The following is a 17,762-nucleotide window of genomic DNA, read 5'->3' as shown; positions in this document are numbered from 1 at the left end:
TTTGCCGCAAACAGCGATGTCTGGCTAAAATGCAAGCTATTCCGTAGATCAGAGGCTACACTAGTCCATGACACAATAGACGTTGCATAGCAGATGATGCAAGGCAATAGTCTATTTTCCCTGAGCGTTCTCAAGCTTTTGTTATGGGTCAGTTTCATGTTCCTACAGAGCAGATAGTTCGACAAAATACACCCTTCGTTTGTTCCTTCGAGTCACACCAAAGGAGTCCATTGTGGCAAGTCACAAAATCCTAGTCATTGATGACAGCAGAGTTATCCGCAACATGGTAAGGGACATGTTGCCCAAAGGTAACTTCCAAGTCCTGGAAGCCAAAGATGGGATTGAAGGACTTGATGCGATTCGGCAAGAACGCCCCAATTTGATTATGTTGGATTTCCTACTGCCCCGCATGAGCGGTTGGGAAGTTTTCCAGCAAATTCAAGGGCAGACTGATTTGCAAAGCATTCCTCTCGTGATGATGTCTGGTCGGCGAGAAGAGGTCACCGAAAAGATTTCAGAACCCTTTGAGTTTTTTGAATTTATTGAGAAGCCGTTTGAGCAAAAGCAGCTGATTGAGGCGATCAAGGCAGCGATGGCAAAGGCCCGCCTGCCTCGCCGCCCTCAACCTGTAGCTGGTGTCGGAGCACCCGCTGGCACTGCCGCCAGCGTTAGCTCAGCCGAAGTGGAGGCACTCAACCAAAAAATCGCCAAGATGCAGGGTGAAATCGATACGCTGAAGAAACAAATGGGTCAGCTTCTAACGTTTATTAAGCAAAAGCTGAAGTAGTCCAACAGTTCCTAATCTAAGTCTCGCCTGCCTTCCAGAGCGCGTGCCAGAGTTACTTCATCGGCATATTCCAAATCGCCGCCCATGGGCAAGCCGAATGCAATTCGGGTGACTCGCGTAAAGGGTTTAAGCAACTGCCCAACATAAAGGGTGGTTGTTTCGCCTTCAACGCTGGGGCTAATTGCCAAAATCACTTCTTTAATGCTCTGCTGACTAACCCGTCGCACAAGCTGTGTGATGTGAAGTTGATCTGGACCGATGCCGTCTATAGGTGAGATCAATCCGCCCAGGACGTGATATTTTCCCTTGTATTCACGGGTTCGCTCTAAGGCAATCACATCTCTGGAATCGGCAACCACGCAAATAGTGTTGTGATCGCGGTTTGGAGCGCTACAGATTTCGCAGACAGGTTCAGCAGATAGGTGAAAGCATACAGAACAGAAGCCAACTTGCTGCTTAGCTTCCATCAGGGCTTGAGCCAGCGCTTTGACCTCTTCTTCAGGGCGCTTGAGGATGTGCAGCGCGAGACGCTGGGCTGTTTTGGGACCAACACCAGGTAATCGCTGAAACTGCTCGATGAGACGAGCTAGAGGGCGTGTGTAAGCTGTCAGAATTCCTCCAGGTTTTCCTGCCTAAAATTCGATCATATAGCAATCCTTTGGGGGTTGTGGGCTACTCTTGAGGTAGCTGGTGTAATGGGCAGCGCCCGTTTTCGGTTTTGAAGTAGCTTGATCGAGTTCGCTATTGAAACAAGACGAGAGGGCAAACTATGAAACTCATTCTTCTAACTGCGGTAACACTTCTGAGCGTTGTTGGAGCCACTTCTGCCTGGGCTAACACTCTGGAAACTGAGTCAGTTGGTGTTCCTCAAGGTAATGCATCTCAGCTTTTACTCCCCGAACAAGAGCCTGAAGAATTTGAATATGATGGCGATCGCCTCAACACTCTAGAAAACAACATTAACCAAACTGTCTTTGACGAGGATTCAAATCGTTCCAATATTATTCGTCCACCCGGTGAGCTAGGACTACCGCAAGAGCTGATTATTATCGACTCGGACAACGGCCCTGCGGTTGGCACAGAACTATAGCCCATTTGCGCAGGAGCGTTTCTAGGAAACGCTCCTGCGTTTAGCATTCGCTTTGTCAAAGGTAAAACAGATGGATACCCTTCACCTGTATGAAATAGATTTCTATGCCTGGACGCAGGAGCAGATTGGTTTGCTCAAAGCGCATCAATGGGAACAATTAGATGCAGCAAACTTGATTGAAGAAATTGAAACTTTGGGCAGAAAAGAGCGCCAAGAGTTAAGAAATCGATTAGGTATTCTATTGGGACATCTGTTGAAGTGGCAATTCCAATCTGAAAAACGCAACAATAGCTGGCTAGGAACAATTCGTGAACAGAGGATTCAGATTAAGCTGCTTTTGAAAGATAGTCCTAGTTTGAAATCTTATCTGGCTGAAATTTTCTTTGCTGCTTATGAGTTAGGCTTAGCTTTAGCAATTCGGGAAACTCAGCTGGGAGAACAAATTTTTCCAGAAGTTTGTCCTTATACAGTTGAACAAACGATCAATCCTGATTTCTTGCCAGAGCTAGATTAGATTGACGGTTTGAAGAGAGTTTAAAGAGTGAAAAATGCTCCTCATCCTAAAGCTTTAGGTTAAATTTCTGGTGAGTTACTGCGTTGCCCCAAGCATTGTCTGTGTATTCTTCGTCAACGACGAACCCAAACTTTTCATAGAGGTGTCGAGCGGCAGTTAATCCTGAGAAAGTCCAAAGATAAATTTGATTGAGCTGAGCCTGTTTACAAAAAGCGATCGCCTTCTCTAACAGCAGTTGACCAATACCATAGCCCTGATATTCGGGTGAAAGAATAAACCATCTTAATCGGGCACCTTTAGATTTGGCTTTACTGCCGTCAATGGCGATCGCCCCCACAACCTCCTCATTCAAATTTGCTGTCCAAATGCCATCGTGAGATGGCTCAAAGCGAAGCAAAAATTCTGATAGCTGAGTCGCGATTTCGGCTTCAAACTTTACGTCTAAGCCCCAATTTTGGCTGTAGTAAATGGCATGAAGTTCGGTAATGCGACCAATTGTGCCGGGAGTATATCCTTTAATTTTAACTTGAATACCACTGGTTGACTGCATAAGGACATCTCCTAACCGTTTAGGGTTGAAAGAACGTACTTGTAGAATCGAGTATCTGCTTGCATGACGGGAAATGTAGAAGGCAATTCAGCTTGGTTGATCTGTAGAAAACCATTCTTTTCGTAAAAGCGATGGGCAGCTTTAAAGACCTCAATCGTGCCCAGATAAAGTTCTGAGATAGAGTGGATTTCAGCCCAATCTAATAAAGTGTTGAGAAGCTGTTGACCAACCCCAATATGCTTGCCTCGATAGTTTTGATCAACAAACATCTTTCGGATCGCGGCTTGACTATTACCGATATCAATTAAGGCGATCGTACCTACTACTCTTTCTTGTTCAGTAGCAATCCAAAAGTTTCCCTTTTTAACTTGATAAAACTGAGAAATTTTGAGCAGGTCGGGCTGGTTCTCAATTTTGATCGGTGCTGCAAATTCATCTTGCTGAACACGTCGAATTAAGTCAATTACCTGGTCACAATATTCGGATGTGTAAGTCTGTATAGTTGGCATTAGCTAGCCCAGAATGGAGAAGAATTTGTAGAGACAAGACTCGGCCAAATTTTAAGCTAGCCTTCACGCCACAAACAGATGCAGTTAATCGGATTTGTACCCTAACAGTTTTATTTTGAGATTAACTGTACTGTTAGTTGTAACGGAAATTGTGTCTGTCTATTGTCTCCTACTTCGGGCAAGATGGCTGCATGAATGAGAGCAAATCGCTTAAGTCGAGTCCGCTTTATGAACAGGTTGCCGATAAGGTTGCTCGATTGATTCAGCAAGGCACCTTACAGACGGGCGATCGCATTCCTTCGGTGCGCCAGCTTCGTTCTCAGCTTGGCGTTAGTGTGACGACGGTGCTAGAAGCCTACCGGTTGCTGGAGAGTGAGGGCTTAGTAGAAGCTCGTCCCCAATCGGGCTATTATGTGCGGTCCCAACAGCAGGATTTGCCGCCGGAGCCATCAATTTCTGCGCCAGATGCGATCGCCACACCTGTTGGAGTTGGCTCACTGGTTTCTGAAATTTTGGCTGCGGCACGAAACCCAGAGATGTTTCCGTTGGGGGCATCGGTAAACAGTCCTGCCTTGTTACCCACGCTGAAGCTGAATCGCGTTTTGGCAAAAATTGCTCGTCATGCGGATGTTAACAGCAATGTTTATGATCTGCCGCCCGGAAACGAGCATGTGCGGCGACGGATTGCGCGGCGATCGCTCACTTGGGGAGGTAGCCTTACCGCTGAAGAAATTGTCACCACTTGCGGCTGTATGGAATCGCTCAATCTTTGCCTCAAAGCGGTAGCAAAGCCAGGGGACGTGATCGTGGTGGAGTCGCCTGTTTTTTACGGATTTCTACAAATTTTGGAAAGCTTGGGAATGAAGGCCTTGGAAATTCCTACCCATCCTAGAGATGGCGTTAGCCTGGAAGCGCTGGACGCTGCCATTCGCACTCATCCGGTAAAAGCCTGTCTCCTGACCCCAACCTTCAGTAATCCATTGGGAAGCTGTATGCCGGAGGAAAACAAGCAGCAATTGGTTGAAATGCTGGCTCAGGCACAGATTCCGCTGATTGAGGATGATGTTTCTGGGGATCTTTATTTTGATGCCAATCGCCCCAAGCCGGCGAAGGCGTTTGATCGAGAAGGAATGGTGCTGCTGTGTTCTTCTTTTTCTAAGGTGTTAGCTCCTGGATATCGTCTGGGTTGGACAGCGGCAGGACGATTTCAACCTCAGGTTGAGCGGCTGAAATATGCCAACACGCTTTCAAATCCAGTTTTGCTGCAATTGGCGATCGCCGAATTCCTTCAAAGCGGCAGTTATGACCACCACCTGCGGCAACTGCGTCAGGCTTATGCAATTCAGGTACAGCGAATGAGTCAGGCAGTCAGCCAGGTCTTCCCAAAAGGGACTAAGATTACCCGACCCCAAGGCGGCTTTTTGCTGTGGGTGGAGCTACCTGAAACCGTCGATTCCCTGGAGCTATACCGACAGGCGATGCAGCAGAACATTAGCATCGTCCCTGGACCAATTTTCTCAACTACACAAAAATATCAAAACTGCATTCGGTTGAACTGTGGCTATCCCTGGTCACGCGAAGTGGAGCAAGCTGTTAATGTTTTAGGGCAGTTGGCAGGGGCGATCGCTCGGACTGCGTAGCATCTGCGGTTGGCAATTCCTAGTTCATGCAACGTATCTCATGGGAATCGGGGGTATTCGTTGGAATTGGGTTTTGCTGCATTCGCTCGATCAGCGGTTGCCAACACCTTCGCAGCATCACTAGGGGTTTTGGTAAATCTGCTGCACTAGAGTTGTTAGACACGGTGAAAAGTCAACATATGATGTGTTCAAGAATCTCTTTGGCAGAAAATTTAGTGTTAAGTATTTTTTGAAAATAGCTTCTTAGCGTCCTTACTACAAAGATGACTTGCAAATTCTAGAAGACCATCTAAGGTGACAAACTCAAGATGAGAAATAACGAACTCTTTTTCACCAGATGATGATTGATAGAGGTACTTTCGATTTACAAAGAATGGGCATTGATTTACCAACTCTGGATCTGAAATACGGTTTCCATTCACGTCACATTTTACGCACCACAACCGGTTGTTGGGGACAACAACTAAGGGAAAAACCAATGAAGCCGCCTGCTGACCAATGCGCTTTCCATCAGAAAATATTAGAGATATTAAGTCATGGGCAGAACTCAATGCTTGTGACCACTTGTTGTAAATACCTGAATCACCAGAAAAAATCTCAGCATCGTTCTTTAATCTGCCAACCTGATCACATGATTTACCAACAAATTCACCAACAGGATAAAGAGAATCAGTGTTTTTCAATCGATAGGTTTGAGCATAAGAAATCATGGCAGCTGTTTTAGGTGTCAAACGTTGCGTTGTTCCGAACTTAGTCTGAATTTCAGTCTGTGGCTTAACAGAAATCGACAATTCATGAAATGCTTCTTCAGATCGTCGAGGTAAGCATGAAATCAGGATCGGAAAATTAGGGCGGAGATTTTTACATTCAACCGCAAGACGCAGGAGTTTTTCCTCTATCTGACGAGTTGCACGAATATCATATTCACGAGGTATCTGTGTAGCAGGATCTTCATAAGTACCTCCATGTTCGCAAGTAAAACCTATCTTGATCAATTCTCTTAAAGTTTCGATCTCGAATGAAAAGTCTGAATGGTTATCCAGGTACTCAATTAGGTCAGACGCTGCTATTGGATCAGGCTTCAGCTTTACCATCCGAATCTATTGGTCAGTAGAGAGAGCACATACTAAAATCAACTTAATTATGGTAGGAACATCTGTACTTAACACAAATGCACAGCCTCATTGAGGTGGAAATGTTTGTGAACAAGCAAGCTGTCTAACAACTTGTTAAGTTGAGGTGAGATCAGGCTTTTGGGGGTTCGACGACCTCGTTGTAGCAAGGAAGAATTCGCTCGATGAGGTGATGAGATCTATGAGTCTTGTGCTTGCTCACAAGTTGAGGAAGGTATTTATGGCAGGATTGTGGCGGTTGATGTTGAAAGTGGAACTTTTGAGCTTTCAGATGACATCCTAACTGCAACTAACGCTTTATTTAAGCAACTGTTGTTTGAGCAACTGTCTGATGCTCAATCCCGAATTGTCTGATATCGGACATCGAATAGTTCACCGTTTTGGTGTTCAATCTTTGAGTTCACTCCAGTCAGGGCAAACGTCTCCTTGCCAGCCGAAGGGGTGAAAGCCACAAATTAGTACAGTGCGGTTGGCGCGGTTGTAGCCGTAGGCAATGCCGTGATAGTGTTCGCAGCGCTGGCAGACCTTGGGGCGAGAGGGGCTAACGTCAGTAAAGCCCAGTTGCGATCGCAATATGTGTTGTTTGCTCTGCTGTCGGTGCCAGCGATCATAAGCAGCTTTTCTTAGAAAGTAGTTGGCTTGGCAGAAGGGATCTTGGGCAGTATCCATGATGGAGGAGGGGTTAATTTGGATAGTGACACAACGCAGACTAATCGATAGGCGGATTCTAGTGAAAGGTTAGCAAAGTGCTCGCAAAATATTAACGGCCGTAGGGAGTGTAGCTTGGGACAGCAGCATTTCCAGAAGGTTCCCCAGAACCGTTAAGGCTGACGCTAACTGGACCATCGGGAGCGTTGGTGGGAATGGTGAGTTGGGCAGTGCGATCGCCTGCCGCAAAAGGCGTAAAGCCAAGAGTAAGCTGACAACTGCTTCCCGGTTCAAGAGATTGGTAGGAACACTCCAAAGTGTCGCCCGAGCTAGCCGAGAGCGCAAAAAAATCAGGATCACCCGTAAAGGCAATATTGCCAATTTCTAAAGGATTTGAGCCTGTGTTTGTTAGGGTTAAAACCTGTTGGTCAGCTGTGACGAGCAACGGCTGAGTGCCAAAATTAAGATTTGGAGAACTGAGCGACAAAGACGAATTACCGGCTGGAGTTTCACCCGGAGTCGCGCTTGGAGTTGCGCCCGGAGTTTCACCTGAGCTACTTCCAACGCCGATCAGATTCACCGCGATCGGACGGTCGGAGGCATTGCTGGGAATGGTCAGTCGGGCAGCGCGATCGCTCTCTGAACCAGCGAACAAGATGCTGATGTCACAGCGATCGCCAGGAGCTAAAACAGTATTAGAACAGCTAATTAAGCCATTATCTTCGGCGCTGGAGAAAGAGTCGGGATTGTTTCCGGTGATGGCAATGTTGCCAAGTCTTAGGTCGGCAGTGCCGTTGTTGGTGACTGAGATGGCTGCTTCGCTATTTGCGGTGTTAAAGGTAAGGTTTGCGGGTGTGACGCTAATTCTGGGAGCTTGCGGAGTGCCGCTGCCACCACCGCTGCCAGCACCGCTGCTAGCACTGCCGTTGTCGCCACCACTGGTTCCGCTGCCCCGTCCAATTAACCGAATACTAGGGATGCGATTGGGGGCATTGCTGGAAACGGTTAGCTCGGCAGTGCGATCGCTGCCTGAGCCTCGAAAGGCGATCGCCACATCGCACCGTTCGCCAGGAGCCAAGACGGTGTTAGCGCAGTTGATTGAGTTATCTCGCGTTGCCAGAGCAAAATAGTTGGGATCGTTACCTGCGATCGCAATATTGCCAACTCGCAAATCAATTGCACCGTCGTTTCTGATAGTGATGACTTTGCCATTAGGGTCAGTTTCTTGAGCGTCAAAGGTGAGTTCGTTTGGAGTGAGGGCAATGCGCGGCACACGGGGAATTGCGTTAACTCCAGTGCCGCCTAGCCGCACACTTACGATGCCATTTGGGGCATTGCTGACGATCCGCAGATCGGCAACCCGCTCGCCTGCCGCACCAGGAGCGAAGCTAATTTCAACAGTGCAGCTTGAGTTGGGCGCAACTGTATTGTTGGTGCAATTAGTGGAAGATTGGAAATCGTCTACATTCTGCCCGCCCAGGCTAAGTTCCTGCATCACGATTGGGGCAGAACCGGGATTATTCAGGGTAATCGTTTCCGTTACCCGTTGAGGCGCAACGTTTGCGCCAGCGACTCGCAGTTCCCCAAAGTCCACACTGTCAGGATTTACTCCCAGATTGGTTGTGCTGTCGCTAAAGCCCTGCTGAGGGGAACCTGCGGCAGCCGATTCATTGCCAAACCCACGCAGTGGCACCACCCAGGGGGGATCGCTCGTATTGCTTTGAATCACTAAGCTGGCAGCGCGATCGCTGACTGCGGTTGGGGCGAAGCTCGCCTCAATCGTGCATGTCACGCCTGGTTGAATCGGCAGTCCAGTGCAGTTTTCAGTAGCCTGAAAGTCTGCTCGTGCCGGGCCGGCCAGCTCAATACGCTCGAAGGTGACCGGAGCTGCACTGACGTTCTCTAATGTAATCACCTGGATTGGCGTTTGAGTGCCAACGTCCTGTGCCTCAAAGTTGAGTCGGTTGGGGTTGAAACTGATCAGTGGATTGTTTGGCTCTTCGCCGGAACCGCGTAGGGGAATGGACTGTATGCGATCGCCCTGAGCATCATAGAAAGTTAAATTAGCCCGACGGTTGCCCGTGTCGGTTGGTACAAAGCTGACCTCAACTGTACAGCCTGCCGCTGGCTGAATTGGGGCAGCAGTGCAGTTTTCAGTCACTTCAAAGTCTTCAGAATCAGCCCCCGTCGGGGCAACGCGGCTAAATTGTAAAGGCGCTGAATCGCGATTTTCTAACTCCACCGTCTCCACCGCGCTGATGGTGTTTTGCTCCTGGTTGTCAAAATCCAGGCGATCGCGGCTCAACCACAGATCGGAATTGCGATTAGAGGTAAACAGCAGGGCCAACAGCGTGCCTAAAGCGGCAAACAGACCTGCCAAAATTGCCCACTTTAACCAGGGCGGTGCAGGAGTCGAGGTTGAACTAATCGTAGGAAGGGGAGTCGGCGTAGGTATCGGTGCAGCAATTGGCTCCGGCTCCGGCTCAAGCACTGGAATGGGTAGCTCTACCTGAGTAAGAGGAGGCAGAAGCAGCCCTAGATTGTGTAGCGTCGCTACCGTCCCAGGCTGGTCGCCCAGAGATTCACGCTGTTCTAATGCCTGCGTCAACCAGGATTGAGCTGCAAACGAATCTTCTAGACACAGGGCGCGAGTGCCTAGCTGATGCATTGCCCAGGCTTCGGAAGCGCGATCGCCCAATGCCTGCGCTGCCTGCAATGCCCACTGCAATGCCTGTTCCCAGGCTCCCCATAGACCACTCAGCGTCAAAGCAGGATCAATCGCTTTTGCCAGCCGCAGCACTTCTGACCAGCGCTGCGTTTCGACCCCAAGCTGCATCATTCGCAGCAACACATTGCTTTCTTGAGCAAGTTCTGTTGTCTGCCCATGTTGCTCTGCCCAAGTGGTGAAATAGCTCAATATTCGATTGATCCACTGGTCGCGCTTGGGAACTCGTTGGAGGGGGGCAAGCAAGTTAGAAGCAATGCTATAGCGGTTGCCATCGGTTAGTGCCAACCCTCGGTCGGATAGCGATCGCAGCGTATTTTCAACATCGGGCAGCCTGGTCACAGCAGCCAAATTTTCTGGACGGGCAGGCACACCGCCTAGCACACTCAGCGCCGCCAAAGCCTGCCGCTCTGCCTGAGGTAGACTCGCAGACGCTTTTAACACCAGCGCTTCTGGAGAGGGGCTGTCCTGCAACTCCTGGGCGATCGCGACTAGAGGGGATGATTCAAATGGCTGTCGATCGACGGGTTGATGATCTACCTCCAGTTGATTCAGGGGCTCATCAAACGGTCGATTTACATCAGCTGCCTGATGTCTTGCCAGTGACGCAACCTGGAGAATTCGCAGCGGATGCCCACCCAACACGTTGCAGATCTTTGCAGCGGGAGTATGCTCCTGCGCCTCAATCGGACGACCCAGACCCCGTTCCAGAAGGGTCAGCGCATCGTCCAGCGGCAAGCCTGGTATTGGAATTGCTTGTCCTTCGCTCCAAAGGTGGCGTTCCAAACCAGTTAGCAGAAACGTCAAATTGGGTGAGGCGTTGAGGAGATTTTCAACTTCCTCCCGCGATATCTGCACATCGTCCAGCAGAATCAGGGCCTTTTTGTCTTGCAGTGCATCCCGAATTTCTGTCTCTGTTGCTTTAATGGGAAGGCTGCTTTCGTATTCATAAAAATCTGTTAGCAAAATTTGCAGCAGATCTGGCACGGTCTGTCGGTAGGCATGACGATAGACGATGCCATCGGGAAAGGTGTTTGCCAAGCCCGAGACGTAGGCGATCGCCTGCAATAGCGACGTTTTCCCTAAGCCCGTTTCACCCCAAAACTCAACTGGTGTAGCAGATCGCAGATTGGTGAGCGCTGCCTCAACTTCTACCTGTCGCCCCAACAACTCAGGAAAAGGTGGGCAATAGCGCTGAGGTGTAGGAACCGGACGCAATTTCAAGTTTCGTAAACCGCCGGTTTGTGTGGTGTCGATCACCCCACCGTAGTCCGTCAGGTGCATGACCTTGTTGGCGATCGCAATCTGCTGCCCAACGCCATGTCCACCACTGTAGGGCTCTGAGCCATCAGCATTACCAGGCTGAACTAGAGTTGCTCCATTGTGACCATTGACCACCCCTCCAATTGGCTCTTGTTGCAGGACAGTGCCATTCCCGGAGTTGTCTGATGGCTCTAACCCTAACTCATCCAACCCTCTATCCATCCCGCTGGTATTGCTTGAGGGCTGATATAGAGTAGAGAGCCTTTGCTGCACCGTCGCAACAGAAAAGGCATTGGCTGGGTTAAGGTCAACTGCCTCCTGCCAAATCGGTTGACGTTGCCCCTTTTGTCGCCCATAAATTCTCACCATCCGAATCGACTCAACGCCCAAGCTAGTCAAGCCATTTCGAATAAAAGGAACCAGTTGTGCCTGAGGTGGAGCCTGATTTGCCTCAAGAAAAAGATGCAGACAGTCTTCGTCAATTTCTGCTTGAGTCCGAATGCCCTTGGGTTGCAGAGAGCGGTCAATCAGGGCGGCGATCGCCTCCGGATCGCCCTGCCTGGATTGCTCCAAAAGATTCTCCTGAGTTTCTTGCATCATAATTGCAACCCTGCAACATTAATTCAATTCAGCACAAGTCAGCGGTCACATTTCGAGAGGAATTTGACAAGGAAAAACGATCGATTCAGGAAGATTAAAAGAAGGTGGAGCTATGGATGATAGGGGGCATTGATCATCGGTCAAGGGTCATTAGGAGTAAACAATATAGTGAATCACAAATAACGAGTGGCAGGTGACAAATTAACCCCAAGTAGTTGTGCAAATTATCTCTGTATCTCCTGCAAATTGCTAGAAAAGCCAACTGATTTCTATATTCATAACGTTAATTTTGAAGAATTAGTCCAAATTTGGCATGATCCCCTTGATATAGCAATTTTGGTACTACTTGAATTTAAGGATGCTTAGGCTATTAAGCTATCTGGCAGAGGCGTTCTACAAAACATTCTGCAAAACTCATCCCCTAGCGTCCAACCCTAACCCTTAGCTCCTAAACCCCTAACTTCCCTACCCCAACTGCTCCAACAGAACTTTAGCAATCCGCTGTGTTGCTCCTGGTTGTCCCATGCGACGACGACCATTTTCATTGATTAATTGAAGACGATCGGGATCTTGTAAGAGGGAGTCAATCACCTCAGCTACTCTAGTGGGCTGTTTTACCAGAATGGCGGATGGTCCAAGCAATCGAGTTTGGGCTTCGGCAAAAGCAGGGGTGAACTGCGGCCCTTCACCTGGAAGAATCAGGGCAGGTTTACCCAAGCCAACAAACTGTTCGGTGGCGGTGCCTGACATGGCGATCGCAAAATCTGCTTGGTGCAAACAATCCTCAAATGCCGACTGAGTCAAAATCAGCGTCGCACTGTGTTGGACGAACTTGAGGTCAGGATCAGCAGCCTGCTGTCGCCAACCTTGAGCTTCTAGAGCCTGTTGCAGCGGCGAAAGTTCCAGGCTGGGGGCGATCGCCCCCAACAACAGCAACTTTCGCCGTCTAAATAGAGTCAGCACACCGCGTACTGCCTGTAGAATATGCTGCCAGTTTTGATACGCCTCTGGCACTCTAGAACCAGGTAACAGAACTAACGTCAGCGGTCGCTCAGCCTCAAAGTCTGCTTCGGATGCGTGAAGTTGAATTCCTTTAGGCTCCAGCCCGTCCATCATGGGGTTGCCCAGATCGTGAGCGGCGATCGCCCACTTGCTCAAAACCTCTGCCGTCAATCTGTCTCTAAGGAAAACAGCCTTGCAGCGGCGACGGCTCATCAGCCAGCGATCCCAGGGGAGGTAAACGGAACCTGACCAGCCTTCGAGTTGCTCAAACCAGGAAGGGCGCGGCAACCAACCTGCCTCATCGCGCAGGTAATATTCTGACTTGGCAGTGCTGACAAAGGTATAGGGGGCACCGCTCCACCAGGCAAACAGCAGCGGCACAATGTCGCCAACCGCCAAAATCGAGCCGCCTGTCTTAACCCAATCTTTGATTGCCTTAAGTTGAGACAGCGTGAGTTGCAGCAGCCCGCCTTTTAGGTCTCGCGCTAACTGCCTGCTATCCATATAAATGAAGCCACCCGAAGGCATCTGTCTCACTTGCCCAATCAGCGGAATGCCTGCCTGAATGTAGGCGCGTCCTTCTCCCACAATAGGTAGGGCCGCCAGCTTAGGATGGCTGGGATGCTGTTGCAGGGCTTGCAAAATGCGAAGGGCGATCGCATCTTCTCCGTGACCGTTACTCAGGCAAAGTAGCTTCATGCGAATTGACGATGAGATCTAATCATCATGTCATTGTGTAACACCTTAATGGAAGAAAAAGAACTCAAAATTGTTGCTTTTTCCAAACAAACGCGAAGTTTGGTCAGCCAAGAACAAGCAAAATAAAGCCTTTCTTAAGAGAACAACAAATCCTGCCCGTCTATGCTGATCGAGCCGCCACAATATCCTGAATAGGCGTAAAACGCTAAAGCCCAGGTCACTCTCCAGGTCATGCTCATGCTCAATGTCCTGACTTGTCCAATTCAGCAGCAATCGCCTTCGACTCACGATCAGGTGCAGATTGCGCTGGCGATCGCCGATGACAGCATTCTCAAATCGCTGCTAGTGAACTGCACCCCCGCGATCGCCCGTCCGTCCCTCATTGGAACGGTTAGCTCCAGCATTGGCGTGGCGATCGCCCCTCAAACCGCAGTTGACGGCATTATTCAATACGAATCTATTCACTGTGCCCTTGCTCCACCTGAATTTGAAGCCGAACACAGCCTGTTTCCCTACACCAATCAAACAATTAAGCAAAAAGAGTATCAAAAGCTAACTCGCTGCGAGTCGGAAACCCGCAACTTAGGACAGAGCGTTTCATTGGCACAAGCACTGGCGCTCTTAACACAGGTAGGATTTTTACCTCGACAGGTTGATGAAATTCTCAGCTTGTCTTACGAAGCTTGCCATAAATCCTGGTGGTACACGCTCGACGCGGATGGAAACCCTAATGTCCCATTTCTACGGCTGATTCGCACCCTGCGCTACCCCAATGGCAGCTATACGATTCAATACAAAGACTATTTCAGCCAGGAAAAGCCTTGCTGTTTCCAAAGCCAGACGCAGCAGGTGTTAGTCGAAATCAAAACTGGACTCCAGAGCTTTAGCGAAACCCTCGAAAAGATCAACTACTGCCGCAACCAGCTTGACATCCCAAAGGCAATTCTAATCTGTGATGCAGTGTCCGACCTGGAAGCCCGAGGCTTTATCAGTCAAGGAATCAGCTTGTATGCAGCTTCCGATCTGTTTTTGCCAGCTCAAGCTAACTGCGTCAATTGCATCACTAGAGACTGTCCCATGAATGGTATAGAGGATTCTCCTGTTCTCACCTGCCGTCGTTTTTGCCTTGGAGAAGATACCAACTGATAGCTCTTAGCAAAGATGGAGATTTTGTTTGATCTTCAAAAGAGTTGCGACTTAGAGGCACAGGCAAAACCTGTGTTTCTAATGCTGATTCTCTTTAAAGCTACACATTTTGAAGCATGCTCCACGGATGTGAGGCACGCTTCAAAACGTAGCAGCTTCCTGTAGAAACGGTATAACCTTCAACCCATCAGTATTACTGTATGAGTAGCATTTACATTGCTTAATACTTTACTAATTGTTATGATCCTTAACATTGATACATATCTCGCCTTTAAGGATTTTTTCCGTGAATACTACTCAGCGCTTTACGTCCTTCCTGGTGGCAGCACTGAGACCCAATCTCGCACCCAACTACCTATCTCAGGCTGCCTGGGCAGTCCTTCGGATTGTTGCTGGGATCGTGATGATTCACAACGGTCTCGACAAGCTGTCTAACATTGAGAGCTTTGCCCAAGCTTACGTTTCCGTAATCGGTTTACCCTTTCCCATCTTCTTTAGCTACTGCGCTGCCTATACCGAGTTAATTGGCGCACCTCTTTTAGCTTTAGGTTTGCTAACCCGTCCCGCTGCGGCAGGGTTGTTTTCAACCATGCTTGTAGCCATGTATCACCACATCTTGGTAGCAGGCTTTAGCATTCCATACCTTGAGCTTTCTGCTCTTTATGCAGCCTGTTTTCTGTTTTATCTAGTGAATGGGGGAGGGCTATTCTCCGTAGATGCTTTGCTTGCAGGTTGGCTCAATGCAGTTACTCGCAGTAACCAGGAGCAGCGGCTTGAGTCTCTAGAAACTTCCTACAAATCTACTGAAGCTGTTTCAAAGTAGTAGGTGTGTCATTGAGTTACCGATCTAGTGGCTAGCTTTATTTGGTTAGCTTTGAAGGATTAACTGGCAAAGCCGCTACTAAAGTGCCATTGAGCAAAATTTTGATTTGCTGGGCCAGTCGCAATTGAGCGACTGGCTCTCTTAAGATATCCTTGGCGGTGTATAGGGCACTGGCTGCTTCCTGGGTGCGGCAGTTGACTCGCAGGACTCCCCAGCGTCGAGAGACATGACACCTCGGAAGGGCATCTAGTTGCTTAAGCTCAGTTAAGTCTTCTCGGTAAAAGTCAAGAATGAGTTGGGTTATCTGTGAGTACCAGTTCATAAGTGTCAGAGTTTGCAGAATTACGCTCGGCAGCATGAGTCCGACAAAAGATTAGACAGTGTGCAGATTGTACTCTTGCTCAATTTCGGCTTTACAGCGAGTTCTCCAAAACTGAGTCGAGGTGCACACCTTCTATTAGCCCGATTTCTACCGTTCAGATCTGTAAGGCTTTTGATCTCACTTCCAATTGAACGAGAGGCTTTGAAATCTATTATGTCCATTCAAGCGTATCGATTCATCAGTCCAACCAAGTCTGCAAGAAGATTTAACGACTTCGATTTTACGAGTAAGTTATCCAAAAGCTCCTAAGCCTTTAGGGGAAAGATTTTGAGGAGATCTAACCTGAGAGGGCTTCTGTAACAATCCGTACTATTTCTTGAAAAAGTGAGACAAAAAGTGACTCAACAAATCTCTCAGCAGATTGCTGAAGTTTTGTAGTGGCTATTACGCCATGTTGCTCAAGCTTTTAACAATTTGGTTTTGTAACCTTGATTAGCTGAAGAATCTGTCAACTGAATTAGCCTGTGGTAGTAAAACTCATGAAGGATACATCTCTCACAGACTTTTATCAGGATTGGCTGATTGAGGTTGCACAGGAAGAAGGTGGCTTTAGGATGGTTTGTTATTCTCCATCCAGGCAGCAACTTAGCGATCGCACCCTTCATCCGTATGACTTTGAAGCACTGCGGGCAGCGAGAAAGCTAATTGATCAGCGTCTTGTTTGTTACTCTCTGGCTAACCTGTTGCGAGATTGGTATGAGTTAGATTTGCTCAGCTTTGATGAGTGGCGATCGCTCAACCAGTCATTGCTCACACCCGTGAAGACTTCATAAGCTTTGATTGCTGTATTTTCTGAGTAGTTTTCCTAAAACCGCAATTCCCCGCTCAATCTCCTCCGGCAGCATTGAAAAGTTGAGTCTTAACGCGGGATAGCCCTGCTGATTAGGGAAGAAAGATGACCCTGAGATGATCAGGACTTTTTGCTGAGCGGCTTCATGGCAAATCGCTTGCAGCGGCAACTCATCTGGCAGTTTCACCCATAGAAATAAACCGCCATTAGGAACTGTCCAGGATGCGGACTCAGGGAAATGTTGCTCCAACGCTTGCAGCATTACATTACGGCTATGCAAATGGTTATTTCGCAAGTGGTTTAAATAGTGGCGATAGTAACCAGCTGCCAGGTATTCACTGACGATCGCCTGAGAAACGGTGGAAACGCTGAGGTCCCGCAGCAGCTTTCGCTCCAGTATTGCCCGGTAGTGCTGTCCAGTAACCACCATGTAGCCCAACCGTAGCCCTGGCATCAAAGTTTTGGTAAAAGTACCCACATAAGTCACTAAATTGGAACGATCCAGGGCTTTGATCGGAGGCGGTACGATACCAAAGCTCAACCCCTCATAAGCGTTGTCTTCCAAGATGGGACAGTTATACTCGGATGCTAATTGTAGAAGCTGTTGACGATGTGCCTGTGAGGTTGTAATTCCTGTTGGGTTTTGAAGCGTACTGATCGTATAAATCAGTTTAGGACGATGGCTGTGTAGATATTTTGCCAGCAGCGTCAAATTCATTCCTTCATTGGTCATCGGAATCCCAATGATTCTTGCGCCTGCTTGTTGGAATAGGGCTAGCGCGCCGTGATAGCTAGGAGATTCAACAATTACCCAATCTCCTGGCTGAAGGTAGTAGTGAGCAGCCAGAGAAATTCCCTGCATGGAACCATTGGTGATGATCAAATCTTCTGGAGAAACCTCTAACCCTTGCTGAACCAGCAGTTGCACGATTTGCTTACGCAGAGTTAGCTGTCCCTGAGGAATGTTGTAGTTAAACAGCGTGTCGCTGACGCCTTTAACCGCCCGACGAGCCACGCGTTGAAGATTTTCCAGCCCAGTAGCGCGAGGAAAGCCGGAACTGAAGTTGATCATCTCGCCCTGCTGCTGTGCCTGAACTGAGGCGGAGTAAATGTCAAAGTAAGACATCTCGCCCTGCTCAGGAATGATTACCTCTTGCTGGGGGGCAAAGGTAGATGCAGCTTTGGGTGAAGGAATGGTCTCAGCGCTGACAAAATAACCTGATCCTGCACGGGCATAGATTAAACCATCTGCTTCTAGAACGCCGTATGCCTCAATGACCGTCAGCTTGTTGACCTGAGCATTCTCTGCTAGTACGCGAATCGAGGGGAGGCGATCGCCCGGTTTCAAAATTCCAGATTGAATCAGGCGACTGATGCGATCGCGGATTTGCAAGTACACAGGCTCCGGTGAACGGCGATCAAGAGGAATCTTCACGGCAAGACAGGGTTAAGTCACATCAT

Annotated in this window: 18 protein-coding genes; 8 read left to right on the top strand and 10 right to left on the bottom strand. The window is 48.7% G+C overall.

Going from position 1 to position 17,762, the window contains the following annotated elements; genetic code table 11:
• Positions 1 to 232: 232 nt before the first annotated feature.
• The gene (locus tag H6F93_RS17800) at positions 233 to 787 is read left to right on the top strand and encodes a response regulator (RefSeq protein WP_190645570.1); all 555 of its coding nucleotides are present in this window, start codon (positions 233 to 235) and stop codon (positions 785 to 787) included.
• 11 nt (positions 788 to 798) lie between these two features.
• On the opposite strand, the gene recR is transcribed toward H6F93_RS17800, so the two are convergent.
• The gene (gene recR / locus H6F93_RS17795) at positions 799 to 1,398 is read right to left on the bottom strand and encodes a recombination mediator RecR (RefSeq protein ID WP_199313809.1); all 600 of its coding nucleotides are present in this window, start codon (positions 1,396 to 1,398) and stop codon (positions 799 to 801) included.
• A gap of 158 nt (positions 1,399 to 1,556) precedes the next feature.
• Between recR and H6F93_RS17790 the strand changes: the two genes are divergently transcribed.
• Together H6F93_RS17790 and H6F93_RS17785 are read left to right on the top strand one after the other, a co-directional pair.
• Positions 1,557 to 1,877 (top strand): hypothetical protein, encoded by a 321-nt coding sequence (locus H6F93_RS17790; RefSeq protein WP_190645569.1) that lies wholly within the window; start codon positions 1,557 to 1,559, stop codon positions 1,875 to 1,877.
• Between the two features lie 70 nt (positions 1,878 to 1,947).
• Positions 1,948 to 2,391 carry a DUF29 domain-containing protein gene (locus H6F93_RS17785; RefSeq protein WP_190683302.1) on the top strand — a complete coding sequence of 148 codons (444 nt, stop codon included), beginning with the start codon at positions 1,948 to 1,950 and terminating at the stop codon, positions 2,389 to 2,391.
• 46 nt (positions 2,392 to 2,437) lie between these two features.
• Here H6F93_RS17785 and H6F93_RS17780 read toward each other — a convergent pair whose 3' ends face one another.
• Entirely contained in the window at positions 2,438 to 2,941 is a 504-nt protein-coding gene (locus H6F93_RS17780) for a GNAT family N-acetyltransferase (protein ID WP_190683298.1), read from the bottom strand.
• 11 nt (positions 2,942 to 2,952) lie between these two features.
• A complete protein-coding gene (locus H6F93_RS17775; protein WP_190683294.1) occupies positions 2,953 to 3,450 on the bottom strand; it encodes a GNAT family N-acetyltransferase in 498 nt (165 codons plus the stop codon).
• A 191-nt stretch (positions 3,451 to 3,641) separates the two neighbouring features.
• On the opposite strand from H6F93_RS17775, the gene H6F93_RS17770 reads away from it, so the two are divergent.
• Positions 3,642 to 5,090, top strand: a complete 1,449-nt coding sequence (locus H6F93_RS17770) for an aminotransferase-like domain-containing protein (RefSeq protein WP_190683292.1) — start codon at positions 3,642 to 3,644, stop codon at positions 5,088 to 5,090.
• A 19-nt stretch (positions 5,091 to 5,109) separates the two neighbouring features.
• Here the strand turns inward: H6F93_RS17770 and H6F93_RS33665 are convergent, their stop codons facing one another.
• The gene (locus H6F93_RS33665; RefSeq protein WP_206755743.1) at positions 5,110 to 5,253 is read right to left on the bottom strand and encodes a hypothetical protein; all 144 of its coding nucleotides are present in this window, start codon (positions 5,251 to 5,253) and stop codon (positions 5,110 to 5,112) included.
• Between the two features lie 55 nt (positions 5,254 to 5,308).
• Positions 5,309 to 6,184, bottom strand: a complete 876-nt coding sequence (locus H6F93_RS17765; protein ID WP_190683289.1) for a hypothetical protein — start codon at positions 6,182 to 6,184, stop codon at positions 5,309 to 5,311.
• Between the two features lie 270 nt (positions 6,185 to 6,454).
• On the opposite strand from H6F93_RS17765, the gene H6F93_RS35850 reads away from it, so the two are divergent.
• Positions 6,455 to 6,577: a hypothetical protein gene (locus tag H6F93_RS35850; RefSeq protein WP_524537963.1), complete on the top strand. Its 123-nt coding sequence runs from the start codon at positions 6,455 to 6,457 to the stop codon at positions 6,575 to 6,577.
• Between the two features lie 33 nt (positions 6,578 to 6,610).
• On the opposite strand, the gene H6F93_RS17755 is transcribed toward H6F93_RS35850, so the two are convergent.
• From H6F93_RS17755 to H6F93_RS17745, 3 genes are all read right to left on the bottom strand, one after another.
• The gene (locus tag H6F93_RS17755; protein WP_190683286.1) at positions 6,611 to 6,892 is read right to left on the bottom strand and encodes a hypothetical protein; all 282 of its coding nucleotides are present in this window, start codon (positions 6,890 to 6,892) and stop codon (positions 6,611 to 6,613) included.
• Between the two features lie 91 nt (positions 6,893 to 6,983).
• Positions 6,984 to 11,459 (bottom strand): choice-of-anchor D domain-containing protein, encoded by a 4,476-nt coding sequence (locus tag H6F93_RS17750; RefSeq protein ID WP_190683284.1) that lies wholly within the window; start codon positions 11,457 to 11,459, stop codon positions 6,984 to 6,986.
• Positions 11,460 to 11,924: 465 nt separating this feature from the next.
• Positions 11,925 to 13,160 (bottom strand): lipid-A-disaccharide synthase-related protein, encoded by a 1,236-nt coding sequence (locus H6F93_RS17745; protein WP_190683281.1) that lies wholly within the window; start codon positions 13,158 to 13,160, stop codon positions 11,925 to 11,927.
• 237 nt (positions 13,161 to 13,397) lie between these two features.
• Between H6F93_RS17745 and H6F93_RS17740 the strand changes: the two genes are divergently transcribed.
• On the top strand, positions 13,398 to 14,306 hold the full coding sequence (locus H6F93_RS17740) for a hypothetical protein (RefSeq protein WP_206755742.1): 909 nt from the start codon (positions 13,398 to 13,400) through the stop codon (positions 14,304 to 14,306).
• Positions 14,307 to 14,592: 286 nt separating this feature from the next.
• Positions 14,593 to 15,129 (top strand): DoxX family membrane protein, encoded by a 537-nt coding sequence (locus H6F93_RS17735; protein WP_190683275.1) that lies wholly within the window; start codon positions 14,593 to 14,595, stop codon positions 15,127 to 15,129.
• A 37-nt stretch (positions 15,130 to 15,166) separates the two neighbouring features.
• Here the strand turns inward: H6F93_RS17735 and H6F93_RS17730 are convergent, their stop codons facing one another.
• On the bottom strand, positions 15,167 to 15,451 hold the full coding sequence (locus H6F93_RS17730) for a hypothetical protein (protein WP_190683272.1): 285 nt from the start codon (positions 15,449 to 15,451) through the stop codon (positions 15,167 to 15,169).
• Positions 15,452 to 15,990: 539 nt separating this feature from the next.
• Here H6F93_RS17730 and H6F93_RS17725 point away from each other — a divergent pair.
• The gene (locus tag H6F93_RS17725; RefSeq protein ID WP_190683269.1) at positions 15,991 to 16,284 is read left to right on the top strand and encodes a hypothetical protein; all 294 of its coding nucleotides are present in this window, start codon (positions 15,991 to 15,993) and stop codon (positions 16,282 to 16,284) included.
• Here H6F93_RS17725 and H6F93_RS17720 read toward each other — a convergent pair.
• On the bottom strand, positions 16,279 to 17,736 hold the full coding sequence (locus H6F93_RS17720; RefSeq protein WP_190683266.1) for an aminotransferase class I/II-fold pyridoxal phosphate-dependent enzyme: 1,458 nt from the start codon (positions 17,734 to 17,736) through the stop codon (positions 16,279 to 16,281). The two genes, H6F93_RS17725 and H6F93_RS17720, sit on opposite strands and share 6 nt — an antisense overlap.
• Between the last annotated feature and the right edge of the window lie 26 nt (positions 17,737 to 17,762).

This window comes from Leptolyngbya sp. FACHB-671 (assembly GCF_014695745.1).
Classification (GTDB): Bacteria; Cyanobacteriota; Cyanobacteriia; order Elainellales; family Elainellaceae; genus JAAUTN01.
Note: the sequence above shows the minus strand (reverse complement) of the source record. Positions and strands in the feature narration are given on the sequence as shown.

Excerpts from the sequence above, each read along its gene's own strand:
- H6F93_RS17730 (WP_190683272.1), bottom strand. The coding sequence starts at position 15,451 with ATGAACTGGTACTCACAGATAACCCAACTCATTCTTGACTTTTACCGA.
- H6F93_RS17745 (WP_190683281.1), bottom strand. The coding sequence starts at position 13,160 with ATGAAGCTACTTTGCCTGAGTAACGGTCACGGAGAAGATGCGATCGCC.
- H6F93_RS17750 (WP_190683284.1), bottom strand. The coding sequence starts at position 11,459 with ATGATGCAAGAAACTCAGGAGAATCTTTTGGAGCAATCCAGGCAGGGC.
- H6F93_RS17765 (WP_190683289.1), bottom strand. The coding sequence starts at position 6,184 with ATGGTAAAGCTGAAGCCTGATCCAATAGCAGCGTCTGACCTAATTGAG.
- H6F93_RS17755 (WP_190683286.1), bottom strand. The coding sequence starts at position 6,892 with ATGGATACTGCCCAAGATCCCTTCTGCCAAGCCAACTACTTTCTAAGA.
- H6F93_RS17785 (WP_190683302.1), top strand. The coding sequence starts at position 1,948 with ATGGATACCCTTCACCTGTATGAAATAGATTTCTATGCCTGGACGCAG.
- H6F93_RS17770 (WP_190683292.1), top strand. The coding sequence starts at position 3,642 with ATGAATGAGAGCAAATCGCTTAAGTCGAGTCCGCTTTATGAACAGGTT.
- H6F93_RS17790 (WP_190645569.1), top strand. The coding sequence starts at position 1,557 with ATGAAACTCATTCTTCTAACTGCGGTAACACTTCTGAGCGTTGTTGGA.
- H6F93_RS17775 (WP_190683294.1), bottom strand. The coding sequence starts at position 3,450 with ATGCCAACTATACAGACTTACACATCCGAATATTGTGACCAGGTAATT.
- H6F93_RS17740 (WP_206755742.1), top strand. The coding sequence starts at position 13,398 with ATGCTCAATGTCCTGACTTGTCCAATTCAGCAGCAATCGCCTTCGACT.
- H6F93_RS17725 (WP_190683269.1), top strand. The coding sequence starts at position 15,991 with ATGAAGGATACATCTCTCACAGACTTTTATCAGGATTGGCTGATTGAG.
- H6F93_RS17780 (WP_190683298.1), bottom strand. The coding sequence starts at position 2,941 with ATGCAGTCAACCAGTGGTATTCAAGTTAAAATTAAAGGATATACTCCC.